This is a genomic window from Paraburkholderia caffeinilytica, from assembly GCF_003368325.1.
GTDB classification, from domain to species: Bacteria; Pseudomonadota; Gammaproteobacteria; order Burkholderiales; family Burkholderiaceae; genus Paraburkholderia; species Paraburkholderia caffeinilytica.
The window spans coordinates 1792562-1818396 of the sequence record NZ_CP031467.1 but is presented as its reverse complement, the minus strand read 5'-3'; the positions used below and the strand labels follow the sequence as shown (position 1 = coordinate 1818396).

The window sequence follows — 25835 nt, the reverse complement described above, 5'->3', positions numbered from 1 at the left end:
ATCAAAGTGGCTCGCAAGACACCTATCGAGCGCTACCGTAACATCGGTATTAGCGCTCACATCGACGCCGGCAAAACGACGACGACCGAGCGCATCCTGTTCTATACCGGCGTGAACCACAAGATTGGTGAAGTTCACGACGGCGCTGCCACCATGGACTGGATGGAGCAGGAGCAGGAACGCGGCATCACGATCACGTCCGCTGCTACCACGGCGTTCTGGAAAGGCATGGCCGGCGACCGCGCTGAGCACCGCATCAACATCATCGACACCCCGGGCCACGTTGACTTCACGATTGAAGTTGAGCGCTCGATGCGCGTGCTCGACGGTGCATGCATGGTGTATTGCGCAGTGGGCGGCGTGCAACCGCAGTCGGAAACCGTGTGGCGTCAGGCTAACAAGTACAAGGTTCCCCGTCTCGCGTTCATCAACAAGATGGACCGTACCGGCGCGAACTTCTTCAAGGTCTACGATCAGCTCAAGCTGCGTCTGAAGGCGAACCCGGTTCCGGTCGTGGTGCCTATCGGTGCTGAAGAAAACTTCACGGGCGTTGTCGATCTGCTGAAGATGAAGGCGATCATTTGGGACGACGCGTCGCAAGGCACGAAGTTTTCGTACGAAGAGATCCCGGCGGAACTGGTCGACTCGTGCAACGAGTGGCGCGAGAAGATGGTCGAAGCGGCGGCTGAGTCGAGCGAAGACCTGATGAACAAGTACCTCGAAGAGGGCGAGCTGACTGAGGCGGAAATCGTCAAGGGTCTGCGCGACCGTACGATCGCTTGCGAAATCCAGCCGATGCTGTGCGGTACCGCGTTCAAGAACAAGGGCGTGCAACGTATGCTGGACGCCGTGCTCGACTTCCTGCCGTCGCCGATCGACATCCCGCCGGTTACCGGCGAGCTGGAAAACGGTGAAAAGGGCGAGCGCCGCGCTGCTGATGACGAAAAGTTTTCGGCACTGGCATTCAAGATCATGACCGACCCGTTCGTCGGTCAACTGATCTTCTTCCGTGTGTACTCGGGCGTTGTGAATTCGGGCGACACGGTGCTGAACGCGACCAAGGACAAGAAGGAACGTCTGGGCCGTATTCTGCAGATGCACGCGAACCAGCGTGAAGAAATCAAGGAAGTCCGTGCAGGCGACATCGCTGCAGCGGTCGGCCTGAAAGACGCTACGACTGGTGACACGTTGTGCGATCCGCAAAGCCCGATCGTGCTCGAACGCATGATTTTCCCGGAACCGGTGATTTCGCAGGCTGTTGAGCCGAAGACGAAGCCGGACCAGGAAAAGATGGGTCTGGCACTGAACCGTCTGGCTCAGGAAGATCCGTCGTTCCGCGTTCAAACGGACGAAGAATCGGGTCAAACCATCATTTCGGGCATGGGCGAGCTCCACCTGGAAATTCTGGTTGACCGGATGAAGCGTGAATTCGGCGTCGAAGCAACCGTCGGCAAGCCGCAAGTGGCGTATCGTGAAACGATCCGCGGCAAGGCTGAAGACGTTGATGGCAAGTTCGTCAAGCAGTCGGGTGGTCGCGGCCAGTACGGTCACGCGGTCATCACGCTCGAGCCGAATGAACAAGGCAAGGGCTACGAGTTCCTGGACGAAATCAAGGGCGGTGTGATCCCGCGCGAATACATTCCGGCAGTCGACAAGGGTATCCAGGAAACGCTGAAGGCCGGCGTGCTGGCTGGCTTCCCGGTCGTTGACGTGAAGGTTCACTTGACGTTCGGTTCGTACCACGACGTTGACTCGAACGAAAATGCGTTCCGCATGGCCGGTTCGATGGCGTTCAAGGAAGCAATGCGCAAGGCTCAACCGGTCATCCTCGAACCGATGATGGCTGTGGAAGTCGAAACGCCTGAAGATTACATGGGCAACGTGATGGGCGATCTGTCGGGTCGTCGCGGTATCGTTCAGGGCATGGACGACATGGTTGGTGGCGGCAAGATCGTTCGCGCCGAAGTGCCGCTGTCGGAAATGTTCGGCTACTCGACGTCGCTGCGTTCGCTGACCCAAGGTCGTGCAACGTACACGATGGAGTTCAAGCACTACTCCGAAGCACCGCGTAACGTGTCGGAAGCGATCATCAACGCCAAGTCGAAGTAATCGCGCGGCAAGTCATTCAACGATTAACTTTTTGAAAGAAGAGAAACATGGCTAAAGGTAAATTCGAACGGACCAAGCCGCACGTGAACGTCGGCACGATCGGTCACGTTGACCACGGCAAGACCACGCTGACGGCAGCGATCACGACGGTGCTGACCAAGAAGTTTGGCGGCGAAGCAAAGGCGTATGACCAGATCGACGCGGCGCCGGAAGAAAAGGCGCGTGGTATCACGATCAACACGGCACACGTCGAGTACGAAACGGCTAACCGCCACTACGCACACGTCGACTGCCCGGGCCACGCTGACTATGTGAAGAACATGATCACGGGCGCAGCGCAGATGGACGGCGCGATCCTGGTGTGTTCGGCTGCAGACGGCCCGATGCCGCAAACGCGTGAGCACATCCTGCTGGCGCGTCAGGTTGGCGTTCCGTACATCATCGTGTTCCTGAACAAGTGCGACATGGTGGACGACGCTGAGCTGCTGGAGCTCGTCGAGATGGAAGTTCGTGAACTTCTGTCGAAGTACGACTTCCCGGGCGACGACACGCCGATCATCAAGGGTTCGGCCAAGCTGGCGCTGGAAGGCGACGCGGGCGAGCTGGGCGAAGTGGCGATCATGAATCTGGCCGATGCGCTGGACACGTACATCCCGACGCCGGAGCGCGCAGTTGACGGCTCGTTCCTGATGCCGGTGGAAGACGTGTTCTCGATCTCGGGTCGCGGCACGGTGGTGACGGGTCGCGTTGAGCGCGGCGTGGTGAAGGTTGGCGAAGAAATCGAAATCGTCGGTATCAAGCCGACGGTGAAGACGACGTGCACGGGCGTGGAAATGTTCCGCAAGCTGCTCGACCAGGGTCAGGCAGGCGACAACGTGGGTATCCTGCTGCGCGGCACGAAGCGTGAAGACGTGGAGCGTGGTCAGGTTCTGGCGAAGCCGGGCTCGATCAACCCGCACACGCACTTCACGGCTGAAGTGTATGTGCTGAGCAAGGACGAAGGCGGCCGTCACACGCCGTTCTTCAACAACTATCGTCCGCAGTTCTACTTCCGTACGACGGACGTGACGGGCTCGATCGAGTTGCCGAAGGACAAGGAAATGGTCATGCCGGGCGACAACGTGTCGATCACGGTGAAGCTGATCAACCCGATCGCGATGGAAGAAGGTCTGCGCTTCGCAATCCGCGAAGGCGGCCGTACGGTCGGCGCAGGTGTCGTCGCCAAGATTCTCGAGTAAAATCGAGGGTTGAAGTTGCAATAAGTGGTGCCTGGAGCCGGGCGCCAGCACCACAGCAGGTGTCCGGCTCTACGTTCTTTTACTATCTGGCGGCGCAATACCGCCTCGCTCTTTCCAAGGAATTGTCATGCAGAACCAGAAAATCCGCATTCGCCTGAAGGCTTTCGACTATCGCCTGATCGATCAATCGGCAGCTGAAATCGTCGACACGGCAAAGCGGACTGGCGCAATCGTTCGCGGTCCGGTGCCCCTGCCGACCCGTATTCAACGTTTCGACATCCTGCGTTCGCCGCACGTCAACAAGACGTCGCGCGATCAGCTCGAAATCCGTACGCACCAACGTCTGATGGACATCGTCGACCCGACGGACAAGACCGTTGACGCACTGATGAAGCTGGACCTGCCGGCTGGCGTGGACGTGGAAATCAAGCTGCAATAAGGCTTCCAGAGGTTGCCCGGTGTGCTGGGCAACGCTAAGTCATTGATTGCTTGCGGAAAACGAAAAGCCTCGCTATAATGCAAGGCTTTTCGCGCATTTGCGCAAAAAAGTCGGTGTGCTGCAGCATGAATTCATGCCCGAAACGGCACCGGCATTTTGTAAATTAGCCCCGACCAATCGCAGTCGGGAATGGAGAAAACGATGAGCCTTGGACTCGTAGGTCGCAAGGTTGGCATGACCCGTATCTTCACGGCAGAAGGGGATTCGATTCCCGTTACCGTGCTGGACGTGTCCGACAACCGCGTGACGCAGATCAAGACTGTTGAAACCGACGGCTACACAGCCGTGCAGGTTGCATTCGGTACGCGCCGTGCATCGCGTGTGACGAAGCCGTTGGCCGGTCATCTCGCCAAAGCCGGTGTTCAAGCCGGTGAAATCCTCAAAGAATTCCAGATCGATGCTGCCAAGGCTGCCGAGTTGTCGAACGGCACCGTGGTCGGTCCCGACCTGTTCGAAGTAGGCCAGAAAGTCGACGTGCAAGGTGTGTCGATCGGTAAGGGCTACGCCGGTACCATCAAGCGTTACAACTTCGCATCCGGCCGTGCATCGCACGGTAACTCGCGCTCGCACAACGTGCCGGGTTCGATCGGTATGGCGCAGGATCCGGGTCGTGTTTTCCCGGGTAAGCGCATGACCGGTCACATGGGTGACGATACGGTAACCGTGCAAAACCTCGAAATCGCTCGTATCGACGCCGACCGCAAGCTGTTGCTGGTCAAGGGTGCCGTTCCGGGTGCGAAGGGTGGCAAGGTATTCGTTACGCCGGCCGTGAAGACGCGTGCCGTGAAAGGAGCGAAATAATGGAACTTAAGCTCCTGAATGCCAATGGTCAGGAAGGTGCAGGCGTTAGCGCGTCGGACGTCGTGTTCGGTCGCGATTACAACGAAGCCCTGATTCACCAGGTCGTGGTGGCGTACCAGGCGAATGCCCGTAGCGGCAACCGTGCGCAGAAGGATCGTGAGCAAGTCAAGCACACGACCAAGAAGCCGTGGCGCCAGAAGGGTACGGGCCGCGCCCGTGCCGGTATGTCGTCGAGCCCGTTGTGGCGTGGCGGTGGCCGGATCTTCCCGAATTCGCCGGAAGAAAACTTTTCGCACAAGGTCAACAAGAAGATGCATCGCGCAGGTCTCTGCTCGATCTTCTCGCAGCTGGCCCGCGAAGGCCGCATCTCGGTGGTCGACGAGTTGACGCTCGAAGCGCCGAAGACGAAGCTGCTGGCCGAAAAATTCAAGGCGATGGGTCTCGACTCCGTGCTGGTGATTACCGACACGGTTGACGAAAACCTGTACCTCGCGTCGCGCAACCTCGCCCATGTGGCGGTTGTCGAGCCGCGTTACGCCGACCCGCTGTCGCTGATCTACTTCAAGAAGATCCTGATCACGAAGGCTGCGGTCGCCCAGATCGAGGAGTTGCTGTCATGAGCGAGATTCGCAAGAACGATCATCGTTTGATGCAGGTCCTGCTCGCGCCGGTGATCTCCGAAAAGGCGACGCTGGTGGCCGACAAGAACGAGCAAGTTGTGTTCGAAGTCGCGCCCGATGCCACGAAGCAGGAAGTGAAAGCTGCAGTCGAGCTGCTGTTCAAGGTGGAAGTCAATTCCGTCAACGTGCTGGTCTCGAAGGGCAAAGCAAAGCGCTTTGGCCGCTTCATGGGCAAGCGCAAGGACGTGAAGAAGGCGTACGTCTGCCTGAAGCCCGGCCAGGAAATCAACTTTGAAGCGGAGGCCAAGTAATCATGGCAATCGTTAAAGTTAAGCCGACTTCGCCGGGTCGCCGTGCGATGGTCAAGGTGGTCAACAAGGATCTGCATAAGGGCAAGCCGTTCGCACCGCTGCTCGACTCGCAATCTTCGACCGCCGGCCGTAACAACAACGGTCACATCACCACGCGTCATAAGGGTGGTGGTCACAAGCATCACTATCGTGTCGTCGATTTCCGTCGCAACAAGGACGGCATTCCGGCAAAGGTCGAACGTCTTGAGTACGATCCGAACCGTAGCGCGAACATCGCGCTGGTTCTGTACGCAGACGGCGAGCGCAAGTACATCATCGCTCCGAAGGGTGTGACGGTTGGCCAGCAACTGATGTCGGGTTCGGAAGCTCCGATCCGCGCAGGTAACACGCTGCCGATCCGCAACATTCCGGTCGGTACGACGATTCACTGCATCGAAATGCTGCCGGGCAAGGGCGCGCAAATGGCGCGTTCGGCTGGTACGTCGGCGATGCTGCTCGCTCGTGAAGGCATCTACGCACAGGTCCGCCTGCGCTCGGGTGAAATCCGCCGCGTTCACGTTGAATGCCGCGCGACGATTGGTGAAGTTGGCAACGAAGAGCACAGCCTCCGTCAAATCGGTAAGGCTGGCGCGAACCGCTGGCGCGGTATCCGCCCGACGGTGCGTGGCGTTGCAATGAACCCGGTCGATCACCCGCACGGTGGTGGTGAAGGCAAGACGGCTGCAGGTCGCGATCCGGTGAGCCCGTGGGGCACGCCTGCTAAGGGTTATCGCACCCGCAGCAACAAGCGCACGACGAGCATGATCGTCCAGCGCCGTCACAAGCGTTAAGGAGTAGGCAATGGCACGTTCTGTAAAAAAAGGTCCGTTCTGCGACGCCCATTTGCTGAAGAAAGTTGAGGCGGCTGCAGCTTCGCGGGATAAGAAGCCGATCAAAACCTGGTCGCGCCGTTCGACGATTCTGCCGGATTTCATCGGTCTGACGATTGCTGTGCATAACGGCCGTCAACACGTCCCGGTGTACATCTCGGAAAACATGGTCGGCCACAAGCTTGGCGAGTTTGCATTGACCCGGACGTTCAAGGGTCATGCAGCCGACAAGAAGGCTAAGAAATAAGGGGCTCATGATGGAAGTGAAAGCAATTCATCGCGGTGCCCGCATCTCGGCGCAGAAAACGCGCCTTGTGGCTGACCAGATCCGCGGTTTGCCGGTCGACAAGGCGCTGAACGTTCTGACGTTCTCGCCGAAGAAGGCTGCGGGAATCGTGAAAAAGGTCGTGCTGTCGGCGATCGCGAATGCGGAGCATAACGAAGGCGCCGATATCGATGAGCTCAAGATCACGAGCATCTACATCGACAAGGCTGCGTCGCTCAAGCGTTTCACCGCGCGCGCTAAAGGCCGTGGTAACCGCATCGAGAAGCAATCCTGTCACATCACTGTGACGGTCGGGAATTAAGGGGTCATACGATGGGACAGAAAATTCATCCGACTGGCTTCCGTTTGGCCGTCAGCCGCAATTGGGCGTCGCGTTGGTACGCGAACAACAACAATTTCGCGGCGATGTTGCAGGAAGACATCGGTGTTCGTGAATACCTGAAGAAGAAGCTGAAGAACGCGTCCGTCGGCCGCGTTGTGATCGAGCGTCCTGCAAAGAACGCGCGCATCACGATTTTCAGTTCGCGTCCGGGTGTCGTGATCGGCAAAAAGGGTGAAGACATTGAACTGCTGAAGTCCGAGCTGCAAAAGCGCATGGGCGTTCCGGTTCACGTCAACATCGAAGAAATCCGCAAGCCGGAAACCGATGCGCAACTGATCGCTGATTCGATCACGCAACAGCTCGAGCGCCGGATCATGTTCCGCCGCGCGATGAAGCGTGCGATGCAAAACGCCATGCGTCTGGGTGCTCAAGGCATCAAGATCATGAGCGCTGGCCGTCTGAACGGTATCGAAATCGCCCGTACGGAATGGTATCGCGAAGGTCGCGTGCCGCTTCATACGCTGCGTGCTGATATCGACTACGCAACTTCGGAAGCGAAGACGACGTACGGCATCATCGGCGTGAAGGTGTGGGTCTACAAGGGCGACACGCTCGGCCGCAATGACGCACCGGTGGTTGAAGAAGTCGCCGAAGAAAAGCGTCCGCGCCGCAACGCACGTCCGGGTGGCGATCGCCGTCCGCGTCGTGATGGTGAAGGTGGTGGCCCGGCAGGTGCACGCCGTGGCGCTCCTCGTCGTGCTGGCGGTGCCGGCGGCGACGGGAAGACTGGAGAATAACGATGCTGCAACCGAAACGCAGAAAGTATCGCAAAGAGCAGAAGGGTCGTAACACCGGTATCGCCACCCGCGGCAACGCGGTGTCGTTCGGTGAGTTCGGCCTGAAGGCTATCGGTCGTGGTCGCTTGACCGCGCGCCAGATTGAAGCGGCACGTCGTGCAATGACGCGTCACATCAAGCGTGGTGGCCGCATCTGGATCCGCATCTTCCCGGACAAGCCGATCTCGCACAAGCCGGCTGAAGTACGTATGGGTAACGGTAAAGGTAACCCTGAGTACTACGTCGCAGAGATTCAACCGGGCAAGATGCTGTACGAAATGGACGGCGTAACCGAAGAGCTGGCACGCGAAGCGTTCCGTCTGGCTGCAGCTAAGCTGCCGCTCAAGACGACGTTTATCGTGCGTCAGCTCGGCGCCTAAGGAGCAAATGATGAAGGCTTCCGAACTTCACCAGAAAGATCAGGCCGCGCTCAACAAGGAGCTGTCGGACCTGTTGAAGGCGCAATTCGGCCTGCGCATGCAACTCGCGACCCAGCAGCTCACGAACACGAGCCAGCTGAAGAAGGTTCGTCGCGACATCGCACGTGTGCGGACCGTCCTGACTGAGAAGGCGAACCAGAAATGAACGATAGCGTAAAAACCTCGCTCAAGCGGACGCTGGTCGGCAAGGTCGTCAGCAACAAGATGGACAAGACGGTCACCGTGCTGGTTGAGCACCGCGTGAAGCACCCGATCTACGGCAAGTACGTTGTGCGTTCGAAGAAGTACCACGCGCACGACGATGCGAACACATACAACGAGGGTGACCTCGTTGAAATCCAGGAAACGCGTCCGATTTCGAAGACGAAAGCCTGGGTCGTGGCTCGCCTGGTTGAGGCTGCTCGCGTCATCTGACGCCGCAAGTTGTAGAAGTAGTTGAAATCGCAGTAAGTTTCGCTTGCAAGACCGAGATTATTTGTTATAATCTCGGTCTTCCCTCTTTTATGGGAGCCCCGTCGCGGGCGAAGTTGGTGGGGGAAGCGGTTCAGGCGCCAGTCTGTTCCGAAGGATTCACCGGATTGCGATGGCGGGTTTCGTTTGCCGTCGCTGCTGTTCATACCCAAGCAGCCGATTGGCTGACGGGACCAAGACTGACCGGGTACGCCATGGTGGTGTGGCCGGATTAAGTTGGGAAAGATAAACCATGATCCAGACCGAAACTCGGCTTGAAGTGGCCGACAACACCGGTGCGCGTGAAGTCATGTGCATCAAGGTTCTCGGCGGCTCGAAGCGTCGTTATGCCAGCATTGGCGACATCATCAAGGTGACCGTCAAAGAAGCAACGCCGCGCGGGCGCGTGAAGAAAGGCGAAATTTACAACGCCGTGGTGGTTCGCACCGCCAAGGGCGTGCGCCGTCAGGACGGCTCGCTGATCAAGTTCGACGGCAATGCAGCAGTGCTGTTGAATGCCAAGCTCGAACCTATTGGCACCCGTATTTTCGGGCCTGTTACGCGCGAGTTGCGCAGCGAACGATTCATGAAGATCGTTTCGTTGGCACCTGAAGTGCTGTAAGGAGTCGCGATGAACAAGATTCGCAAAGGTGACGAAGTTATCGTCATCACCGGCAAAGATAAAGGCAAGCGCGGCGTCGTGCTGTCCGTTGGCGAAGGCAAGGTCATTGTCGAGGGCATCAACCTCGTCAAGAAGCACGTCAAGCCGAACCCGATGAAGGGTACGACGGGTGGCGTGGAAGCCAAGACGATGCCGCTGCAAATTTCGAACGTCGCATTGGTCGACGCGAATGGCAAGGCGTCGCGTGTAGGCATCAAGGTCGAGGGAGACAAGAAGGTCCGTTTCCTTAAGACGACCGGTGCTGTGCTGAGCGCCTGACGCTGCGGAGTAAAAAAATGGCTCGTTTGCAAGAGTTTTACAAAGAGAAGGTTGTACCCGGCCTCATCGAGAAGTTCGGTTACAAGTCCGTGATGGAAGTGCCGCGCATCACCAAGATCACCCTGAACATGGGCCTTGGCGAAGCGGTTGCTGACAAGAAGATCATCGAAAACGCCGTTGGCGACCTGACGAAGATCGCAGGCCAGAAGCCGGTGATCACGAAGGCACGCAAGGCAATCGCTGGCTTCAAGATCCGTCAGGGCTATCCGATCGGTGCAATGGTCACGTTGCGTGGTCAGGCAATGTACGAATTTCTGGACCGTTTCGTGACGGTTGCGCTCCCCCGTGTGCGCGACTTCCGTGGCGTGTCGGGTCGTGCGTTCGATGGTCGCGGCAACTACAACATCGGTGTGAAAGAGCAGATCATTTTCCCCGAAATCGACTACGACAAGATCGACGCACTGCGTGGGCTGAACATCAGCATCACGACGACTGCGAAGACCGACGACGAAGCAAAGGCTCTGCTCGCCAGCTTCAAGTTCCCGTTCAGAAACTGAGGTTACCGTGGCTAAACTGGCACTGATCGAACGTGAAAAGAAGCGTGCTCGCCTGGCCGCTAAGTACGCTCCCAAGCGTGCTGAGCTGAAAGCGATTATCGGCGATATGAGCAAGTCGGACGAAGAGCATTACGCAGCACGTCTGGAACTGCAACAACTGCCGCGCAACTCTAACCCGACCCGTAAGCGCAATCGTTGCGCAATTACCGGTCGCCCGCGTGGCACGTTCCGTAAATTCGGGCTGGCGCGTAACAAGATTCGCGAAATCGCGTTCCGCGGCGAGATCCCTGGCCTGACCAAGGCGAGCTGGTAATAGGAGAAACGTAAATGAGCATGAGTGATCCTATCGCCGATATGCTGACTCGCATCCGCAATGCGCAGATGGTTGAGAAAGTTTCGGTGACAATGCCCTCGTCGAAAGTCAAGGTTGCGATTGCGCAGGTCCTGAAGGACGAAGGCTATATCGATGATTTCGCAGTGAAGTCCGAAGGTGCGAAGTCTGAATTGAACATCGTGTTGAAGTACTACGCTGGCCGTCCGGTGATCGAACGCATTGAACGCGTTTCGAAGCCTGGTCTGCGTGTGTACCGCGGCCGTAACGACATCCCCGTGGTCATGAATGGCCTCGGCGTGGCAATCGTGTCGACGCCGAAGGGCGTGATGACGGACCGCAAGGCGCGTGCAACGGGCGTTGGCGGCGAAGTCATCTGCTACGTCGCTTAAGGCCGAAAGGAGAGAAACATGTCTCGAGTAGGTAAAAGCCCGATCGCGCTGCAAGGCGCAGAAGTGGCCCTGAGCGACGAACGCATTACCGTCAAGGGCCCGCTGGGTACGATTTCGCAGGCTGCAAACAGCCTCGTGAAGGTGGTGAACGACAACGGCACGCTGAAGTTCGAGCCGGTGGACGGAAGCCGCGAAGCGAATGCGATGTCGGGCACGATGCGCGCACTGGTTGCGAACATGGTGAACGGCGTGACGAAGGGTTTCGAGCGCAAGCTGACGCTGGTTGGCGTCGGTTACCGCGCACAGGCGCAAGGCGACAAGCTGAACCTGTCGCTGGGTTTCTCGCACCCCGTGGTGCACCAGATGCCGGAAGGCGTCAAGGCTGAAACCCCGACGCAAACCGAAATCGTGATCAAGGGGATCAACAAGCAACAAGTTGGCCAGGTCGCTGCAGAAGTGCGCGGCTATCGCCCGCCGGAGCCCTACAAGGGCAAGGGTGTGCGTTACGCCAATGAGGTTGTGATCCTCAAAGAAACGAAGAAGAAGTAAGGGTGCGCAATCATGGATAAGACTCAATCTCGCCTGCGCCGCGCTCGTCAGACGCGTATCAAGATCGCTGAGCTGCAGGTCGCGCGTCTCGCCGTGCATCGCACGAACACGCACATCTATGCGCAAGTGTTCTCGCCGTGCGGCACCAAGGTGCTCGCCAGCGCGTCGACGCTCGAAGCCGAAGTGCGTGCGCAACTGGCTGATCAGACAGGCAAGGGCGGCAACGTCGCTGCTGCGACCCTGATCGGTAAGCGCATTGCAGAAAAGGCTAAGGCTGCCGGCATCGAATCCGTCGCCTTCGACCGTTCGGGTTTCCGTTACCACGGCCGCGTGAAAGCGCTGGCTGATGCGGCGCGCGAAGCCGGACTCAAGTTCTAAGGGAAGAATTCGTCATGGCAAAGATGCAAGCGAAAGTTCAGGCTGACGAACGCGACGACGGCCTGCGCGAAAAGATGATTTCGGTCAACCGCGTGACCAAGGTTGTGAAGGGCGGCCGGATTCTCGGTTTCGCCGCACTGACCGTGGTTGGCGACGGTGATGGCCGCGTCGGTATGGGCAAGGGCAAGGCGAAGGAAGTGCCGGTCGCTGTTCAGAAGGCGATGGAACAGGCTCGCCGCAACATGTTCAAGGTGCCGCTTAAGAACGGTACCCTGCAACACGAAGTGCACGGTAAGCACGGCGCATCGATGGTCCTCCTCGCTCCGGCGAAGGACGGTACCGGTGTGATCGCCGGTGGTCCGATGCGCGCAGTGTTCGACGTGATGGGCGTGCAGAACGTTGTGGCCAAGAGCCACGGCTCGACGAACCCGTACAACCTCGTTCGTGCAACGCTCGACGGTCTGCGCAAGCAGTCGACGCCGGGTGATATCGCGGCGAAGCGCGGCAAGTCCGTCGAAGATATTCTGGGCTAAGGTGGACACCATGTCTGATAAAACTGTCAAGGTCCAGCTCGTCAAGAGCCTGATCGGCACCCGTGAAACGCACCGTGCAACGGTGCGTGGCTTGGGTCTGCGCCGACTCAATTCGGTTAGCGAGTTGCAGGACACGCCGGCTGTGCGCGGCATGATCAACAAGGTTTCGTACCTCGTTAAGGTCATCGGCTAAGCGGCTGACCAGGACTCAAGGAGTTGATAATGGAATTGAATAACCTGAAGCCGGCTGAAGGCTCGAAGCACGCTAAGCGTCGCGTCGGCCGCGGTATCGGCTCCGGTCTGGGCAAGACTGCTGGCCGTGGTCACAAGGGTCAGAAGTCGCGTTCGGGCGGCTTTCACAAGGTTGGCTTCGAAGGCGGTCAAATGCCGCTGCAACGTCGCCTGCCGAAGCGTGGCTTCACCTCGCTGACGAAGGAATTCGTCGGTGAAGTGCGTCTCTCTGATCTGGAAAAGCTGCCGGTCGACGAAATCGATCTGTTGGCTCTGAAGCAAGCCGGCCTGGTCGGCGAGCTGATCAAGAGCGCCAAGATCATCGCGACGGGCGAGCTGAAGCGCAAGATCGTTGTGAAGGGTCTGGGTGCGACGAAGGGTGCGCGCGCTGCTATTGAAGCAGCCGGCGGCTCTTTTGCCGAGTAACGAGCAAGTTATTTGCCGTCACTAGCATTTGCATCGGAGAAGGTACTTGGCTAACAGTCCGAGTCTCGCAAAACCCGGTCGCAGCGCGGCGAAGTTTGGCGATCTGCGTCGGCGTGCAGTGTTCCTGCTGCTGGCGTTGATCGTCTACCGTATCGGCGCGCACATTCCGGTGCCGGGTATTGACCCGGACCAACTGGCAAAGTTGTTCCAAAGCCAGTCGGGCGGCATCCTTGGCATGTTCAACATGTTCTCGGGTGGTGCACTTTCGCGGTTCACGATTTTTGCGCTGGGGATCATGCCGTACATTTCGGCGTCGATCATCATGCAGTTGCTGGCGATTGTCTCGCCGCAGCTGGAAGCGCTGAAAAAGGAAGGGCAGGCGGGTCAACGGAAGATTACGCAGTACACGCGTATCTTTACGGTCCTGCTGGCGACGTTTCAGGCGTTCGGCATCGCCGTCGCACTGGAAAATCAGCCGGGCCTGGTGATTGATCCGGGGATGGTATTTCGGCTGACGACGGTCGTGACGCTGGTCACCGGCACGATGTTCCTGATGTGGCTGGGTGAGCAGATCACGGAACGCGGGCTTGGCAACGGTATCTCGATCATCATTTTCGGCGGTATTGCGGCGGGTTTCCCGAACGCGATCGGTGGTCTTTTCGAACTGGTGCGAACCGGCTCAATGAGCATCATCTCGGCGATTATCGTGGTCGCGCTGATTGCCGGTGTGACGTATCTGGTGGTGTTCATCGAACGCGGCCAGCGCAAGATCCTTGTGAATTACGCCAAGCGGCAAGTCGGTAACAAGATTTACGGCGGACAGTCTTCACATCTGCCGCTGAAGTTGAACATGTCGGGCGTGATTCCGCCGATCTTTGCGTCGTCGATCATTCTCTTCCCGGCAACCATCCTGAACTGGTTTAGTTCAGGGTCGCGTGCCAGCTGGTTCGCAGACACGTTGCACAACGTGGCCGAAGCCCTTAAGCCCGGTCAACCTGTGTACGTGTTGCTGTACGCGTTGGCGATCGTCTTCTTCTGCTTCTTCTACACCGCACTGGTGTTCAACAGCAGAGAAACGGCCGACAACCTGAAAAAGAGTGGCGCTTTCGTCCCAGGCATCCGCCCGGGCGATCAAACGGCGCGATACATCGACCGCATCTTGACGCGTCTGACGCTGGCTGGTGCGATCTACATCGTGTTTGTTTGTCTGCTGCCTGAATTTTTGGTACTGCGCTGGAACGTGCCGTTTTATTTTGGTGGAACGTCGCTGCTGATCATTGTCGTCGTCACAATGGATTTCATGGCGCAGGTGCAGTCGTACGTTATGTCGCAACAGTATGAATCGCTGCTGAAGAAAGCTAATTTCAAAGGCGGCGGCGTCCCGATGCGTTGAAAGGACTTATGGCCAAAGACGATGTTATCCAGATGCAGGGTGAAGTCATCGAAAACCTGCCTAACGCTACCTTTAGGGTGAAGCTGGAAAACGGCCATGTCGTATTGGGACACATATCCGGCAAGATGCGGATGCACTACATCCGAATCTTGCCGGGCGACAAGGTAACGGTTGAATTGACGCCTTACGATCTGTCGCGTGCGCGGATCGTGTTCCGGGCGAAGTGATTTGAAAAAAGGGTAATATCATGAAAGTGATGGCATCGGTTAAGCGCATTTGCCGCAATTGCAAGATCATCAAGCGCAAAGGCGTTGTGCGCGTGATTTGCAGCTCTGATCCGCGCCACAAACAGCGTCAAGGCTGAACGCCGCGCTTTTTGCTGCGCTTTTTGTTTGAGGAAAAACAATGGCTCGTATCGCAGGGGTTAACATCCCGAATCACCAGCATACCGAAATCGGCCTGACGGCAATTTACGGTATCGGCCGCACGCGCTCGCGCGACATCTGCGTCGCTGCTGGTGTGGCATTTTCGAAGAAGGTCAAGGACCTGAACGACGCAGACCTCGAAAAGCTGCGTGAAGAAGTCGGCAAGTTCATCGTTGAAGGCGATCTGCGCCGTGAAACGACGATGAACATCAAGCGCCTGATGGATCTCGGCTGCTACCGTGGCGTGCGTCATCGCAAGGGCCTGCCCCTGCGTGGCCAACGCACGCGTACGAATGCCCGTACGCGCAAGGGTCCGCGTCGTGCAGCGCAATCGCTGAAGAAGTAAGCGGAACTGACAGTTACAGGAAAACGTAATGGCTAAGGCTTCGAACAACTCCGCGGCGCAACGCGTTCGCAAGAAGGTCAAGAAGAACGTCGCCGAGGGCGTGGTTCACGTTCACGCGTCGTTCAACAACACCATCATCACGATCACCGATCGTCAAGGCAATGCACTTGCCTGGGCAACGTCGGGTGGTCAGGGCTTCAAGGGTTCGCGTAAATCGACCCCGTTTGCAGCCCAGGTGGCAGCCGAGTCGGCTGGCCGCGTGGCGATGGAATACGGCGTGAAGAACCTCGAAGTGCGTATCAAGGGCCCCGGTCCTGGCCGCGAATCGGCGGTGCGCGCGTTGCATGGTCTTGGCATCAAGATCACCGCGATCTCCGACGTGACCCCGGTCCCGCACAACGGCTGCCGTCCGCCGAAGCGTCGTCGTATCTAAGACGCTGTTTTCGCTAGCGCCTGTTGCCGCCGGTGTTCAAGCCGGCGACCACAGGCTGCTTGCGCTATTAAATTGACTAAGCCCACCGTTCGACCCAAAGGGTTCGGACTAGCGCGAGTGCATGCATTCGTGTGATCAATCATAGAAGGAATCAACGTGGCACGTTATATCGGCCCTAAGGCCAAGCTGTCCCGCCGTGAAGGCACTGACCTCTTCCTGAAGAGCGCCCGTCGTTCGCTCGCTGACAAGTGCAAGCTTGACAGCAAGCCTGGCCAACACGGCCGCACGTCGGGTGCACGTACGTCCGACTACGGTACGCAGCTGCGCGAAAAGCAAAAAGTGAAGCGCATCTACGGCGTCCTCGAGCGTCAATTCCGCCGTTACTTCGCTGAAGCCGACCGCCTGAAGGGCAACACGGGTGAAAACCTGCTGCAATTGCTCGAATCGCGTCTCGACAACGTCGTGTATCGCATGGGCTTCGGCTCGACGCGCGCTGAAGCGCGTCAGCTCGTGAGCCACAAGGCGATCATGGTGAATGGCGTTGTGTCGAACATTCCGTCGATGCAAGTGAAGGCAGGCGACGTCGTCGCAGTGCGCGAACAAAAGAAGAAGCAGGCGCGTATTCTCGAAGCGCTGTCGCTGGCTGAGCAAGGCGGTCTGCCGAGCTGGGTCGCTGTCGATTCGAAGAAGTTCGAAGGCACGTTCAAGCAGAAGCCGGAACGCAGCGACATCGCTGGCGATATCAACGAAAGCCTGATCGTCGAATTGTATTCGCGGTAATCGGATTAACGGCCGGGGCACCCCGATTGCGTTGCGCAAGGGGGCGTCTCGGCTGTTTATTTTCAGGTTGTTACCGGTCAGCCTTATCGGTGTAACGAGCCGAGGGTATTGAAAAGGAAAACCTATGCAAACCAGTTTGTTGAAGCCCAAGATCATCGCAGTTGAATCGCTTGGTGAGAGCCACGCGAAAGTGGTCATGGAACCGTTTGAACGCGGTTACGGCCACACCTTGGGTAACGCGCTCCGGCGCGTGCTGCTGTCGTCAATGATCGGCTACGCGCCGACCGAAGTGACGATCGCAGGCGTCGTACATGAGTATTCGACGCTCGACGGTGTGCAAGAGGATGTGGTCAACCTGTTGTTGAACCTGAAGGGCGTGGTGTTCAAGCTGCATAACCGTGACGAAGTGACGGTTACGCTGCGCAAGGAAGGCGAAGGCGTTGTCACCGCTGGCGACATCGAGCTCGCGCACGATTGCGAAGTGATCAACCCGGATCACGTGATCGCGCATCTGTCGAAGGGCGGTAAGCTCGACGTGCAGATCAAGGTCGAAAAGGGCCGTGGTTATGTGCCGGGCAATGTGCGTCGTTACGGCGAAGAGTCGGCCAAGATCATCGGCCGCATCGTGCTGGACGCGTCGTTCTCGCCGGTTCGCCGCGTGAGCTACGCCGTTGAAAGCGCGCGCGTCGAACAGCGTACCGACCTCGACAAGCTCGTGATGAACATCGAGACCAACGGTGTGATCTCGCCGGAAGAAGCGATCCGTCAATCGGCGCGTATTCTGGTTGACCAACTGTCGGTGTTCGCTGCACTGGAAGGCACTGAAGCAACGGCGGAAGCGCCGTCGCGTGCGCCGCAGATCGATCCGATCCTGCTGCGTCCGGTTGATGATCTCGAACTGACGGTTCGTTCCGCGAACTGCCTGAAGGCCGAGAACATTTACTACATTGGCGACCTGATCCAGCGTACGGAAAACGAGTTGCTCAAGACCCCGAATCTGGGTCGCAAGTCGTTGAACGAAATCAAGGAAGTACTGGCGTCGCGTGGTTTGACGCTCGGCATGAAACTCGAAAACTGGCCGCCTGCAGGTTTGGACAAGTAATTCGAGAAGTCATCTCGGGACAAGACCCGTTGCTGCACTGGCAAAGACGCGGATTTTCCTTTAAAATCCGCGTCTTGTCTTTTTTCACTACCGGCCCGTGCCCTCGCAAACCCTCCGGTTTCGCCGAGCGCGATAGAAGAGCTGGACCAAAACTTTGAATCGAAGGAATTAACATGCGTCACCGTCATGGTCTGCGGAAACTGAACCGCACGAGCAGCCACCGTCTGGCAATGCTCCGTAACATGTCCAACTCGTTGATCGAGCACGAAGTCATCAAGACGACGCTGCCGAAGGCGAAAGAACTCCGTAAAGTCGTCGAGCCGCTGATCACGCTCGGCAAGAAGCCGTCGCTGGCAAATCGTCGTCTGGCGTTCAACCGCCTGCGCGATCGTGACTCGGTCACGAAGCTGTTCGAAGTTCTCGGCCCGCGCTACGCTACCCGTCCGGGCGGCTACCTGCGCGTCCTGAAGTTCGGCTTCCGCGTCGGCGACAACGCACCGATGGCACTGGTCGAATTGCTCGATCGTCCGGAAGTCGAAGAAGTTGAAGTGCAAGAAGCTGAGTAAGCTTTTTAGCATCGAAGAAAAAGCCAGGCGCCAAGCCTGGCTTTTTTGTTTATAGAGGCGAATTTCGCTGCGGTATGTCGAGCATGGCGATTGCGGCGGCCAAATGCCGCACGCCTGCGGCAGGGGCGTCTGCGGCACCGCAAAGCTAGGTGATACGATATCGGTATGTGAATCGTGCCTCGCCGGAGCCCTTGTGACCGTGAATGTGACCTTGATTCTGACGACGGTACCCGATACCGCCGTTGCTCAGAAGCTGGCGGCGGAGGCCCTGGCTGCGCGGCTGTGTGCCTGCGTCACCCAGTTAGGCACCGTCCAGTCCAGCTATCACTGGCAGGGCGCGGTCGAAACAGCGCAGGAGATCCAGTTGCTGTTCAAGACAAGCGCGGCACGCGCGTTCGAACTCGAGCAGTACATTCAGCTGCACCATCCTTACGACACGCCGGAAGTCCTTTCATGGCAAGCGACGGCATCGGCCGCGTACGGCCAGTGGATCACTGCTGAAACCCAACGTCCTCTCCATGTTTAACAGTCTTAATCGACGTGCACACCATGCATTGCACGCCGTCCTCCTCCTACTTGGCTGCCTGGTCTTCGTGCAGGTTGGCACGCCGGCCCGCGCAGCCGACGATTTTCTCGATCCCGCCGTCGCCTTCAAATTCAGCGCGACCGAGAAGCCGGGCGAAGTCGACGTTACCTACAAGATAGCGGACGGCTACTACATGTACCGCGAGCGCTTCGCGTTCGCGACCCGCAACGGCGCGACGACGATCGGCGAGCCGCAATTGCCGGCCGGTCATGTCAAGTTCGATCAGACCTTCAACAAGAACGTCGAAACCTATCGCAATGAACTGACGATCCGCATTCCTGTGAAACAGGCCCACGGGCCGTTCGATCTCGCCGTCACGTCCCAAGGCTGTGCCGATGCAGGCATCTGCTATCCGCCGATGGAGCGCGTGTACCACGTAAGCGGTGAGGCGCTGCAAGCGGCCGGCAGCGTGGCGCCGGTTGCCGCCCCGCAGCAATCCGCGGCGGCCGGCGCGCCGTGGTATGAGCGTGCCACCAGCGCTGACTATGCGCAGTCGCTACTGCAAGGCGGCGGATTCTTCGCGATCGTCGGACTTTATTTCGTGGCCGGCGCAGTGCTCAGCCTGCTGCCGTGCTCGTATCCGATGATCCCGATCCTGTCGGCGATCATCATCGGCGAGGGCGCGCGGGTGACGCGTGCCCGTGGCTTTGCGCTGTCGCTGGCGTATGTGATCGGCATGGCGCTGGTGTACACGGCGCTTGGCATTGCGGCGGCGCTCGTTGGGCAGAGCCTCGGCGCGTGGCTGCAGAATCCGTGGGTGCTGGGTACTTTCGGGGTACTGCTGACAGTTTTCGCGCTGACCCTGATTGCGGGGTTCGATATCGTGTTGCCGCAGCGCTGGCAGGAAGGCGTGTCGCGCGCGTCGACGGGACGTTCCGGCGGCAAGTTTGCCGCTGTGGCTGTTATGGGCGCGTTGTCCGCGCTGGTGGTCGGGGCCTGCATGACGGCGCCGCTTTTCGCCGTGCTGGCATTCATCGCGCATACGGGCGACGCGTTGCTCGGCGGCGCGGCGCTATTCTCGATGGGACTAGGGCTCGGCGTGCCGCTGCTGATCATCGGTCTTGGCGCCGGTACTTTGCTGCCGCGCGCTGGCGCATGGATGGACGGCGTCAAGGTGTTTTTCGGCGTGGTGCTGCTTGCGGCGGCCCTGTGGATCGTCTGGCCGGTGCTCGGTGCGACCGCGGCAATGCTGTTGAGCGCGCTTTGGTTGCTGATCGCCGCCGCGGGGCTCGGCGTTTTTTCGGCCCCAGCCACTGGCGCTTCGGTGTGGCGCCGGCTCGGCCGTGGTATCGGCGCGGCGCTCGCAATCTGGGCGGCGGTGCTGCTGGTCGGCCTGGCTGCCGGCTCGTCTGACCCTCTGCGTCCGCTAGCTGTCCTGGCCGCGCGCGGCGGCGGAGACGCTAGTGTGGCAAGTGCCGCCAACAAGCCGAATGCGGTGTCACAGAGCGATCTGACGTTCGCTCCGGTTCGTTCCTCGAACGAGCTCGACGAGGCCGTCAAAACGGCTGCACAGCCCGCTATGCTCGATTTCTACGCAGACTGGTGCGTGAGCTGCAAAGAGATGGAGAAGTTCACCTTCAGCGATCCGCGCGTTCAGGCGAAGTTGAAGCAGATGAACCTGCTGCGCGCCGACGTCACCGCGAACAACGCTGACGATCAGATGCTGCTCAAGCGCTTCAGCCTGTTCGGGCCGCCGGGCATCATCTTTTTCGACCAGGGCGGCAAGGAAGTGCTGCGCGTTGTCGGCTACGAGTCTGCGGACAGGTTTTTGCGCACCCTCGATCGCGCGAGCGCGCCCGGGGCGTAACTTGAAGCGGCTCGCCCGTCCGCGCGCAAAGAACCCCGTGCCGGTGCGCCTGTAAGAGGTGCGTGGCAGAGCGCATATAAAAAACGGAGGCGCGACTTGAAGTCGGCCTCCGTTTTTTTTTGCGGTTTTCAGAAAACCCGCGTCGCCGGCAAGGCGACACGTCAAATCACTTCTGCGAGCGCAAAATCCGCGCGGCATCCAGCGCGAAGTAGGTCAGCACGCCATCTGCGCCAGCCCGCTTGAACGCCAGCAGCGATTCCATCATCGCCTTGTCGTGATCGAGCCAGCCGTTTTGCGCGGCCGCCTTCAGCATCGCGTATTCGCCGCTGACCTGGTACACGTAGGTCGGGAACTTGAACTCGTCCTTCACCCGACGCACGATGTCCAGATACGGCATGCCAGGCTTGACCATCACCATGTCCGCGCCTTCCTCGATGTCCGCGTGCACTTCGCGCAGCGCTTCATCCGAATTGGCCGGGTCCATCTGGTAGGTCATCTTGTTGCCCTTGCCGAGGTTCGTCGCGGAGCCGACGGCATCGCGGAACGGGCCGTAAAACGCCGATGCGAACTTGGCCGAGTAAGCCATGATGCGCGTGTGGATATGTCCCTCGCTCTCGAGCATTTCGCGGATCGCGCCGATACGGCCGTCCATCATGTCCGAGGGCGCAACGATATCGACGCCCGCTTCAGCTTGCGCACGCGCCTGTTCCACGAGGATCTCGACGGTCTCGTCGTTGATCACGTAGCCCGACTCGTCGAGCACGCCGTCCTGGCCGTGGCTCGTGTACGGATCGAGCGCGACGTCCGTCAGCACGCCGAGGTCGGGAAAGTTCTTTTTCAGCTCGCGGACCGCGCGCGGGATCAAACCGGCGGGATTAGTCGCCTCGCGGCCATCAGGCGTCTTCAAGGACGGCTCGATGGCTGGGAAGAGCGACAGCACCGGCACGCCCAGTTCGACGCATTGTTCGGCCACGCCCATCAGCAGATCGACAGACACGCGCTCGACGCCCGGCATCGACGGCACTGCCTGCCGCACGTTGGTGCCTTCGACGATAAACACGGGATAGATCAGATCGTTGGTGGTGAGGATGTTTTCTCGCATCAGGCGGCGCGAGAAGTCGTCACGGCGCATGCGGCGCGGACGGTAGTGCGGAAAGAAGCTCATAACCGAATCGAAGAAACGTGGATGTGTGGGGTGGACAAGTAACGCGTGCCTCCGCTCCCGGAAACTTTTCGAGACAATGGTATATCATACCGATCGAGCAAGGCGCCCTGCGCTGACCTCCCCGCTTCTCCTCCCTGAGCGGGTGCCTGTCGTTTTTTCGATTAGGCTGTTTGACCCGCCGTTAAAGCGGCGGGTTTTTTTATGGGCGGCTGGAATGGCGTTTTTTGCCTGGGCACGTGTATGCCATGCGGTTACTGCGGTGCGTCTGCTTCGCCCTTCGCATCGGGGATCAGCCAGCTTTCGATCAGTTCGTGCGCTTCGTCGATCCCGACCCGCTTGAGCGCCGAGAACAGCTGTGCGGTCAGTTCGCCCTGGTAGCCGGCGGTGCGATATTCGGCCAAACCTTTCTGCGTCGCGCGCAAGGCGTTGACGCTTTCCTGGCGCGTCAGTTTGTCGCACTTTGTCAGCAGCGTGTGGATCGGCTTGCCGGTCGGCGCGAACCACTCGATCATCCGCCGGTCCAGATCCGTCAACGGGCGGCGCGAGTCCATCATCAGGATCATGCCGCGCAGTTGCGAGCGCGATTGCAGGTAGGTGGAGAGCAGCGCCTCCCAGTGAGCCTTGGCGGCGCCCGGCACTTCCGCATAACCGTAACCCGGCAGGTCGACCAGGTGCGCAGCCGGCTCGTCCGCTTTTCCCACCGAGAAATAATTGATGTGCTGCGTGCGGCCAGGGGTCTTACTGGCGAACGCCAGACGCTTCTGATTGCACAGAATATTGATAGCCGTGGACTTGCCCGCATTCGAGCGCCCCGCAAAGCAGATCTCGGGTTGCGCGGTGGCCGGCAGATCACGCAGGTGATTGACGGTGGTGAAAAAGCGGGATTGGTGGAGCAGGAAGGACATGATCAGGCCAGGATTCGAGACGCCGGGGAACCCGGAGTGGGGACGGGTCAAGCCCGACTGGCGTCTTAGCGATTAGCGAGTTATTGTACAATACGATGGTTTACTGAAAACCTGAGGGGGCCAGCCCGCGTGCCTTGGCGGCCCTTTGCGGTCACTCAGTCGCTGTCGTATCTTGCAAAACCTCTAAAATCCCACAAGACGAGACAGGGTGTGCGAATGAATCGACTGTGCAAGACTCTGATGGTGCTTCAAGTAGCGGCAGGTCTTTCAGGTTTGGCAATTCAGGCACGAGCAGCAGATCCGGCAAAGCCGGACGTTAATCGGGGGCAGGCAATCGCAGTGCAGGTTTGCGCGTCATGTCACGGTGCAGACGGCAACAGTGCTGGCGGTGCGTATCCGAAGCTGGCAGGTCAGCATCCCGAATATCTCGTCAAGCAACTGATGGATTTCAAGACGCAGCCGGGCGCCAAGCAGGCCACGCGCAACAATGCGATCATGGCGGGCATGGCTGCGGCACTGTCCGAGCAGGACGTGGTCAACGTGGCGGCGTATTTCTCGACTCAGACCCCGAAGCCAGGTTATGCGCATAACAAGGACACCGTCCCGCTCGGTCAGAAGATTTACCGCGGCGGTATTGGGGACAAGGGCGTGCCGGCGTGCGCAAGCTGTCACGGGCCGACCGGTCAAGGGATTCCGTCGCAGTATCCGCGTCTGTCGGGGCAGTGGACCGAATATACGGTGGCGCAATTGACCGCGTTCACGCAGGGCCCGGGCGCACGTAACAACAATGAGGCGATGCACGCCGTTGCATCGCGTCTTTCGGACAGCGAGATCAAGGCTGTAGCCGATTACATCGCGGGCTTGCACTAAGAAGTCCGCGCGCAAGCAACCGGCCCGGCGAGGCCGGTACAAAACAAGAAAAGGGTGAGGGCGTCGTGCCTACGACAGCCCTTCACCCTTTTTTGCTGTTCAGTCGGAGTATGAATGAGCTTCACCACGTCGGGTTTGCAGTCGAAGTCGGGCAATCGCATCATGCGCAGCATCATCGAAGTATTGAGTTCGATGCGCTTCGCGATCGCGTTGCTCGTGATCCTGTCGATCGCCAGCATTATCGGCACCGTCCTCACGCAGGACGATCCGTATCCCAACTACGTCAATCAATTCGGCCCGTTCTGGGCGGACATCTTCCGCTCGCTGAGCCTGTACACGGTGTACAGCTCGTGGTGGTTCATGCTGATTCTCGGCTTCCTGATGGTGTCGGTGTCGCTGTGCGTGATCCGCAATGCGCCGAAGATGATCGCGGACGCGAAGAGCTGGAAGGACAAGGTTCGCGAAGGCAGCCTGCGCGCGTTCCATCATAAGGGCGAGTTCGCGGTGCACGGCACGCGCGCGCAGACCTCGGCGGTGCTCGCGAGACTCTCGGCCAAGCTTGGCTACAAGTTCGTCACACGCGAGTCGGACGGCGCAACGCTGATCGCCGCCAAACGCGGTGCCCTGACCAAGTTCGGTTACATTTCCGCGCACATTGCGATTGTGGTGATCTGTCTGGGTGGCCTGCTCGACAGCAATCTGCCGATCAAGCTGCAAATGTGGCTGTTCGACAAATCGCCGATTCGCGCCAATACGGTGATCAACGACATTCCGCCGGAACATCGCCTGTCGCAATCGAACCCGACTTTCCGCGGCTATGCGTGGGTGCCGGAGGGGCAGCACGTGTCGACGGCGATTCTTAACCAGCCGGACGGCTCGCTGATCCAGGACCTGCCGTTCTCGATCGAGCTGAACAAGTTCATCGTCGACTATTACTCGACCGGCATGCCGAAGCTGTTCGCGAGCGACATCGTCGTGGTCGACCATAAGACGGGCGCGCGCGTACCCGCGCGGGTCGAAGTGAACAAGCCGTTCACCTACGACGGCGTGTCGATCTACCAGTCGAGCTTCCAGGACGGCGGTTCGCAGATGCAGATGACCGCGTTCCCGATGTCCGGCGCGAGCGCGAAGACCGCGCCGTTTGGCGGCACGATCGGCGGCAACGCGCCGTTGAGCACGGCCACGCCGCTGGCTGACGGCCAGACCGTCGAATTCACCGATTTCCGCGCGATCAACGTCGAAAACGTCTCCAACGGCAGCGGCCAGAACGACGCGCGTGGCGTCGCCGCGAATCGTACGTTGAAAGAGGCGTTCGACGAGCGCCTCGGCTCCGGCGCGAAGAGTTCGAAGCCGCTCGATCTACATAACGTGGGCCCGTCGGTGCAATACAAGGTGCGCGACAAGGACGGCCAGGCGCGCGAGTACAACAACTACATGCTGCCGGTGGACGTCGCGGGCGAAAAGATGTTCCTCGCCGGCATGCGCCTGAATCCGGACGACCCGTTCCGTTACCTGCGTATTCCCGCCGACACTGGCGGCACGGTCAAGGAATGGATGAACCTGCGCGCCACGCTCGAAAATCCGGCCATGCGCGCCGCGGCTGCTCACCGTTTCGCGCTGCGTTCGGTGCCGGGTTCGAATACCGAACTGCAGCAGCATTTGGAAGAAAGCGCGTTGCGTGTCCTGACCCTGTTTGCGGGTGGGGACAACAGTATCAAGATGGCGAACGGCCAGACGGTTGGCGGCTTCCAGGCGATCGCCGGCTTCATCGATCATTCGGTGCCGAAGGGCGAGCAGGAAAAAGCCGCGGGCTTGCTGCTGCGCATGCTGGAAGGCGCGACGTGGGACCTGTGGCAACTGTCGCGTGAGCAGCTGGGCGAGCCGGACGCTCAGGCCAATGCTGACGCCAGCCGCTTCATCCAAAGCTCGATCAATGCGATATCCGACAGCTTTTTGTATGGTTCGCCAGTCTATTTACAGCTTGACTCATTCAAGCAGGTGCAAGCTTCGGTATTTCAGTTGACGCGCGCGCCGGGCAAAAAAGTCGTGTATCTTGGCAGCCTGCTCCTCGTGTTAGGCATCTTTTCGATGTTCTACGTCCGCGAACGGCGCCTCTGGTTCTGGCTCAAAGATACCGATCACGGCACGAATGTCGTGATGGCGATGTCGAGCGCGCGCAAAACGCTCGATTTCGAAAAGGAGTTCGTCCAAACGCGCGACGCTGTCGGCGCCGCGTTGGCCGCCAAACTCATTGAAGCACCCGACGCCGCCAGCGTCTCCGACAAACCCGGCCATGCCGGCGCGCCGTCCGCACGCTCACAAGATTCGACCCGGTAAGA

At 59.1% G+C, this 25835-nt stretch carries 37 protein-coding genes; 35 read left to right on the top strand and 2 right to left on the bottom strand.

The window, feature by feature from the left end:
• Window positions 1-6: 6 nt before the first annotated feature.
• The 33 genes from fusA (at window position 7) to dsbD (ending at window position 20556) form a co-directional block, all read left to right on the top strand.
• The gene (gene fusA, locus DSC91_RS24360; RefSeq protein WP_115781225.1) at window positions 7-2109 is read left to right on the top strand and encodes an elongation factor G; all 2103 of its coding nucleotides are present in this window, start codon (window positions 7-9) and stop codon (window positions 2107-2109) included.
• Window positions 2110-2156: 47 nt separating this feature from the next.
• Complete coding sequence (gene tuf / locus DSC91_RS24355) at window positions 2157-3347, top strand: elongation factor Tu (RefSeq protein ID WP_115781224.1); 1191 nt, start codon at window positions 2157-2159, stop codon at window positions 3345-3347.
• Between the two features lie 127 nt (window positions 3348-3474).
• Complete coding sequence (gene rpsJ / locus DSC91_RS24350; protein WP_006998489.1) at window positions 3475-3786, top strand: 30S ribosomal protein S10; 312 nt, start codon at window positions 3475-3477, stop codon at window positions 3784-3786.
• Window positions 3787-3987: 201 nt separating this feature from the next.
• Window positions 3988-4647: a 50S ribosomal protein L3 gene (gene rplC, locus DSC91_RS24345; RefSeq protein ID WP_007180137.1), complete on the top strand. Its 660-nt coding sequence runs from the start codon at window positions 3988-3990 to the stop codon at window positions 4645-4647.
• Window positions 4647-5267 (top strand): 50S ribosomal protein L4, encoded by a 621-nt coding sequence (rplD, locus tag DSC91_RS24340; protein WP_007180136.1) that lies wholly within the window; start codon window positions 4647-4649, stop codon window positions 5265-5267. The genes rplC and rplD overlap by 1 nt, the downstream gene beginning before the upstream one ends.
• Window positions 5264-5578 (top strand): 50S ribosomal protein L23, encoded by a 315-nt coding sequence (gene rplW / locus DSC91_RS24335; RefSeq protein ID WP_007180135.1) that lies wholly within the window; start codon window positions 5264-5266, stop codon window positions 5576-5578. Before rplD ends, rplW begins: the two co-directional genes overlap by 4 nt.
• Window positions 5579-5580: 2 nt before the next feature.
• Window positions 5581-6408 carry a 50S ribosomal protein L2 gene (gene rplB / locus DSC91_RS24330; protein ID WP_115781223.1) on the top strand — a complete coding sequence of 276 codons (828 nt, stop codon included), beginning with the start codon at window positions 5581-5583 and terminating at the stop codon, window positions 6406-6408.
• 10 nt (window positions 6409-6418) lie between these two features.
• A complete protein-coding gene (gene rpsS / locus DSC91_RS24325; protein WP_004199273.1) occupies window positions 6419-6694 on the top strand; it encodes a 30S ribosomal protein S19 in 276 nt (91 codons plus the stop codon).
• 7 nt (window positions 6695-6701) lie between these two features.
• Window positions 6702-7034, top strand: a complete 333-nt coding sequence (rplV, locus tag DSC91_RS24320) for a 50S ribosomal protein L22 (protein ID WP_007180133.1) — start codon at window positions 6702-6704, stop codon at window positions 7032-7034.
• A gap of 11 nt (window positions 7035-7045) precedes the next feature.
• The gene (rpsC, locus tag DSC91_RS24315) at window positions 7046-7852 is read left to right on the top strand and encodes a 30S ribosomal protein S3 (RefSeq protein WP_012434570.1); all 807 of its coding nucleotides are present in this window, start codon (window positions 7046-7048) and stop codon (window positions 7850-7852) included.
• Between the two features lie 2 nt (window positions 7853-7854).
• A complete protein-coding gene (gene rplP / locus DSC91_RS24310; protein ID WP_007180131.1) occupies window positions 7855-8271 on the top strand; it encodes a 50S ribosomal protein L16 in 417 nt (138 codons plus the stop codon).
• Between the two features lie 10 nt (window positions 8272-8281).
• Window positions 8282-8476: a 50S ribosomal protein L29 gene (rpmC, locus tag DSC91_RS24305; RefSeq protein ID WP_007180130.1), complete on the top strand. Its 195-nt coding sequence runs from the start codon at window positions 8282-8284 to the stop codon at window positions 8474-8476.
• Entirely contained in the window at window positions 8473-8745 is a 273-nt protein-coding gene (gene rpsQ / locus DSC91_RS24300) for a 30S ribosomal protein S17 (RefSeq protein WP_007180129.1), read from the top strand. The genes rpmC and rpsQ overlap by 4 nt, the downstream gene beginning before the upstream one ends.
• 289 nt (window positions 8746-9034) lie before the next feature.
• A complete protein-coding gene (gene rplN / locus DSC91_RS24295) occupies window positions 9035-9403 on the top strand; it encodes a 50S ribosomal protein L14 (protein ID WP_006052212.1) in 369 nt (122 codons plus the stop codon).
• Window positions 9404-9412: 9 nt separating this feature from the next.
• Window positions 9413-9721, top strand: a complete 309-nt coding sequence (rplX, locus tag DSC91_RS24290; protein WP_115781222.1) for a 50S ribosomal protein L24 — start codon at window positions 9413-9415, stop codon at window positions 9719-9721.
• 17 nt (window positions 9722-9738) lie between these two features.
• Complete coding sequence (gene rplE, locus DSC91_RS24285) at window positions 9739-10278, top strand: 50S ribosomal protein L5 (protein WP_006052214.1); 540 nt, start codon at window positions 9739-9741, stop codon at window positions 10276-10278.
• A 7-nt stretch (window positions 10279-10285) separates the two neighbouring features.
• Window positions 10286-10591 carry a 30S ribosomal protein S14 gene (gene rpsN, locus DSC91_RS24280; protein WP_006052215.1) on the top strand — a complete coding sequence of 102 codons (306 nt, stop codon included), beginning with the start codon at window positions 10286-10288 and terminating at the stop codon, window positions 10589-10591.
• A gap of 14 nt (window positions 10592-10605) precedes the next feature.
• Complete coding sequence (rpsH, locus tag DSC91_RS24275; RefSeq protein ID WP_006052216.1) at window positions 10606-11001, top strand: 30S ribosomal protein S8; 396 nt, start codon at window positions 10606-10608, stop codon at window positions 10999-11001.
• An 18-nt stretch (window positions 11002-11019) separates the two neighbouring features.
• Window positions 11020-11550: a 50S ribosomal protein L6 gene (gene rplF, locus DSC91_RS24270; protein ID WP_115781221.1), complete on the top strand. Its 531-nt coding sequence runs from the start codon at window positions 11020-11022 to the stop codon at window positions 11548-11550.
• A 12-nt stretch (window positions 11551-11562) separates the two neighbouring features.
• Window positions 11563-11928, top strand: coding sequence for a 50S ribosomal protein L18 (gene rplR, locus DSC91_RS24265; RefSeq protein ID WP_006052218.1), 366 nt, complete (start codon window positions 11563-11565; stop codon window positions 11926-11928).
• Between the two features lie 14 nt (window positions 11929-11942).
• Window positions 11943-12461 carry a 30S ribosomal protein S5 gene (gene rpsE / locus DSC91_RS24260; protein ID WP_006052219.1) on the top strand — a complete coding sequence of 173 codons (519 nt, stop codon included), beginning with the start codon at window positions 11943-11945 and terminating at the stop codon, window positions 12459-12461.
• A 10-nt stretch (window positions 12462-12471) separates the two neighbouring features.
• Window positions 12472-12654 carry a 50S ribosomal protein L30 gene (gene rpmD / locus DSC91_RS24255; RefSeq protein ID WP_028199571.1) on the top strand — a complete coding sequence of 61 codons (183 nt, stop codon included), beginning with the start codon at window positions 12472-12474 and terminating at the stop codon, window positions 12652-12654.
• A gap of 29 nt (window positions 12655-12683) precedes the next feature.
• A complete protein-coding gene (gene rplO, locus DSC91_RS24250) occupies window positions 12684-13118 on the top strand; it encodes a 50S ribosomal protein L15 (protein ID WP_074301421.1) in 435 nt (144 codons plus the stop codon).
• Window positions 13119-13164: 46 nt separating this feature from the next.
• Complete coding sequence (gene secY, locus DSC91_RS24245; protein ID WP_115781220.1) at window positions 13165-14511, top strand: preprotein translocase subunit SecY; 1347 nt, start codon at window positions 13165-13167, stop codon at window positions 14509-14511.
• An 8-nt stretch (window positions 14512-14519) separates the two neighbouring features.
• Window positions 14520-14738, top strand: coding sequence for a translation initiation factor IF-1 (infA, locus tag DSC91_RS24240; protein ID WP_004521905.1), 219 nt, complete (start codon window positions 14520-14522; stop codon window positions 14736-14738).
• A 20-nt stretch (window positions 14739-14758) separates the two neighbouring features.
• Window positions 14759-14875, top strand: coding sequence for a 50S ribosomal protein L36 (gene rpmJ / locus DSC91_RS24235; RefSeq protein WP_004199844.1), 117 nt, complete (start codon window positions 14759-14761; stop codon window positions 14873-14875).
• A 41-nt stretch (window positions 14876-14916) separates the two neighbouring features.
• Window positions 14917-15282, top strand: coding sequence for a 30S ribosomal protein S13 (gene rpsM, locus DSC91_RS24230; RefSeq protein ID WP_006052223.1), 366 nt, complete (start codon window positions 14917-14919; stop codon window positions 15280-15282).
• 28 nt (window positions 15283-15310) lie between these two features.
• Window positions 15311-15715: a 30S ribosomal protein S11 gene (rpsK, locus tag DSC91_RS24225; protein ID WP_006052224.1), complete on the top strand. Its 405-nt coding sequence runs from the start codon at window positions 15311-15313 to the stop codon at window positions 15713-15715.
• A 156-nt stretch (window positions 15716-15871) separates the two neighbouring features.
• The gene (gene rpsD / locus DSC91_RS24220; protein ID WP_011490048.1) at window positions 15872-16495 is read left to right on the top strand and encodes a 30S ribosomal protein S4; all 624 of its coding nucleotides are present in this window, start codon (window positions 15872-15874) and stop codon (window positions 16493-16495) included.
• 124 nt (window positions 16496-16619) lie between these two features.
• Entirely contained in the window at window positions 16620-17597 is a 978-nt protein-coding gene (locus tag DSC91_RS24215; RefSeq protein WP_006052226.1) for a DNA-directed RNA polymerase subunit alpha, read from the top strand.
• Between the two features lie 173 nt (window positions 17598-17770).
• Entirely contained in the window at window positions 17771-18163 is a 393-nt protein-coding gene (gene rplQ / locus DSC91_RS24210; RefSeq protein WP_006052227.1) for a 50S ribosomal protein L17, read from the top strand.
• 193 nt (window positions 18164-18356) lie between these two features.
• A complete protein-coding gene (gene cutA / locus DSC91_RS24205) occupies window positions 18357-18689 on the top strand; it encodes a divalent-cation tolerance protein CutA (RefSeq protein ID WP_115781219.1) in 333 nt (110 codons plus the stop codon).
• Window positions 18682-20556: a protein-disulfide reductase DsbD gene (gene dsbD, locus DSC91_RS24200; protein ID WP_115781218.1), complete on the top strand. Its 1875-nt coding sequence runs from the start codon at window positions 18682-18684 to the stop codon at window positions 20554-20556. The genes cutA and dsbD overlap by 8 nt, the downstream gene beginning before the upstream one ends.
• A 166-nt stretch (window positions 20557-20722) precedes the next feature.
• Here the strand turns inward: dsbD and hemB are convergent, their stop codons facing one another.
• Window positions 20723-21721 (bottom strand): porphobilinogen synthase, encoded by a 999-nt coding sequence (gene hemB, locus DSC91_RS24195; protein ID WP_115781217.1) that lies wholly within the window; start codon window positions 21719-21721, stop codon window positions 20723-20725.
• 251 nt (window positions 21722-21972) lie between these two features.
• The gene (gene yihA, locus DSC91_RS24190; protein WP_115781216.1) at window positions 21973-22626 is read right to left on the bottom strand and encodes a ribosome biogenesis GTP-binding protein YihA/YsxC; all 654 of its coding nucleotides are present in this window, start codon (window positions 22624-22626) and stop codon (window positions 21973-21975) included.
• A gap of 216 nt (window positions 22627-22842) precedes the next feature.
• Here yihA and DSC91_RS24185 point away from each other — a divergent pair, with 216 nt between their 5' ends.
• On the top strand, window positions 22843-23496 hold the full coding sequence (locus DSC91_RS24185; RefSeq protein WP_115781215.1) for a c-type cytochrome: 654 nt from the start codon (window positions 22843-22845) through the stop codon (window positions 23494-23496).
• A 114-nt stretch (window positions 23497-23610) separates the two neighbouring features.
• Complete coding sequence (locus DSC91_RS24180) at window positions 23611-25833, top strand: cytochrome c biogenesis protein ResB (RefSeq protein WP_115781214.1); 2223 nt, start codon at window positions 23611-23613, stop codon at window positions 25831-25833.
• Window positions 25834-25835: the final 2 nt, after the last annotated feature.

Coding starts and splice junctions, on each gene's coding strand:
- tuf (WP_115781224.1), top strand. CDS start 2,157: ATGGCTAAAGGTAAATTCGAACGGACCAAGCCGCACGTGAACGTCGGC.
- rpsJ (WP_006998489.1), top strand. CDS start 3,475: ATGCAGAACCAGAAAATCCGCATTCGCCTGAAGGCTTTCGACTATCGC.
- rplC (WP_007180137.1), top strand. CDS start 3,988: ATGAGCCTTGGACTCGTAGGTCGCAAGGTTGGCATGACCCGTATCTTC.
- rplD (WP_007180136.1), top strand. CDS start 4,647: ATGGAACTTAAGCTCCTGAATGCCAATGGTCAGGAAGGTGCAGGCGTT.
- rplW (WP_007180135.1), top strand. CDS start 5,264: ATGAGCGAGATTCGCAAGAACGATCATCGTTTGATGCAGGTCCTGCTC.
- rplB (WP_115781223.1), top strand. CDS start 5,581: ATGGCAATCGTTAAAGTTAAGCCGACTTCGCCGGGTCGCCGTGCGATG.
- rpsS (WP_004199273.1), top strand. CDS start 6,419: ATGGCACGTTCTGTAAAAAAAGGTCCGTTCTGCGACGCCCATTTGCTG.
- rplV (WP_007180133.1), top strand. CDS start 6,702: ATGATGGAAGTGAAAGCAATTCATCGCGGTGCCCGCATCTCGGCGCAG.
- rpsC (WP_012434570.1), top strand. CDS start 7,046: ATGGGACAGAAAATTCATCCGACTGGCTTCCGTTTGGCCGTCAGCCGC.
- rplP (WP_007180131.1), top strand. CDS start 7,855: ATGCTGCAACCGAAACGCAGAAAGTATCGCAAAGAGCAGAAGGGTCGT.
- rpmC (WP_007180130.1), top strand. CDS start 8,282: ATGAAGGCTTCCGAACTTCACCAGAAAGATCAGGCCGCGCTCAACAAG.
- rpsQ (WP_007180129.1), top strand. CDS start 8,473: ATGAACGATAGCGTAAAAACCTCGCTCAAGCGGACGCTGGTCGGCAAG.
- rplN (WP_006052212.1), top strand. CDS start 9,035: ATGATCCAGACCGAAACTCGGCTTGAAGTGGCCGACAACACCGGTGCG.
- rplX (WP_115781222.1), top strand. CDS start 9,413: ATGAACAAGATTCGCAAAGGTGACGAAGTTATCGTCATCACCGGCAAA.
- rplE (WP_006052214.1), top strand. CDS start 9,739: ATGGCTCGTTTGCAAGAGTTTTACAAAGAGAAGGTTGTACCCGGCCTC.
- rpsH (WP_006052216.1), top strand. CDS start 10,606: ATGAGCATGAGTGATCCTATCGCCGATATGCTGACTCGCATCCGCAAT.
- rplF (WP_115781221.1), top strand. CDS start 11,020: ATGTCTCGAGTAGGTAAAAGCCCGATCGCGCTGCAAGGCGCAGAAGTG.
- rplR (WP_006052218.1), top strand. CDS start 11,563: ATGGATAAGACTCAATCTCGCCTGCGCCGCGCTCGTCAGACGCGTATC.
- rpsE (WP_006052219.1), top strand. CDS start 11,943: ATGGCAAAGATGCAAGCGAAAGTTCAGGCTGACGAACGCGACGACGGC.
- rpmD (WP_028199571.1), top strand. CDS start 12,472: ATGTCTGATAAAACTGTCAAGGTCCAGCTCGTCAAGAGCCTGATCGGC.
- rplO (WP_074301421.1), top strand. CDS start 12,684: ATGGAATTGAATAACCTGAAGCCGGCTGAAGGCTCGAAGCACGCTAAG.
- infA (WP_004521905.1), top strand. CDS start 14,520: ATGGCCAAAGACGATGTTATCCAGATGCAGGGTGAAGTCATCGAAAAC.
- rpmJ (WP_004199844.1), top strand. CDS start 14,759: ATGAAAGTGATGGCATCGGTTAAGCGCATTTGCCGCAATTGCAAGATC.
- rpsM (WP_006052223.1), top strand. CDS start 14,917: ATGGCTCGTATCGCAGGGGTTAACATCCCGAATCACCAGCATACCGAA.
- rpsK (WP_006052224.1), top strand. CDS start 15,311: ATGGCTAAGGCTTCGAACAACTCCGCGGCGCAACGCGTTCGCAAGAAG.
- DSC91_RS24215 (WP_006052226.1), top strand. CDS start 16,620: ATGCAAACCAGTTTGTTGAAGCCCAAGATCATCGCAGTTGAATCGCTT.
- rplQ (WP_006052227.1), top strand. CDS start 17,771: ATGCGTCACCGTCATGGTCTGCGGAAACTGAACCGCACGAGCAGCCAC.
- dsbD (WP_115781218.1), top strand. CDS start 18,682: ATGTTTAACAGTCTTAATCGACGTGCACACCATGCATTGCACGCCGTC.
- hemB (WP_115781217.1), bottom strand. CDS start 21,721: ATGAGCTTCTTTCCGCACTACCGTCCGCGCCGCATGCGCCGTGACGAC.
- yihA (WP_115781216.1), bottom strand. CDS start 22,626: ATGTCCTTCCTGCTCCACCAATCCCGCTTTTTCACCACCGTCAATCAC.
- DSC91_RS24185 (WP_115781215.1), top strand. CDS start 22,843: ATGAATCGACTGTGCAAGACTCTGATGGTGCTTCAAGTAGCGGCAGGT.
- DSC91_RS24180 (WP_115781214.1), top strand. CDS start 23,611: ATGAGCTTCACCACGTCGGGTTTGCAGTCGAAGTCGGGCAATCGCATC.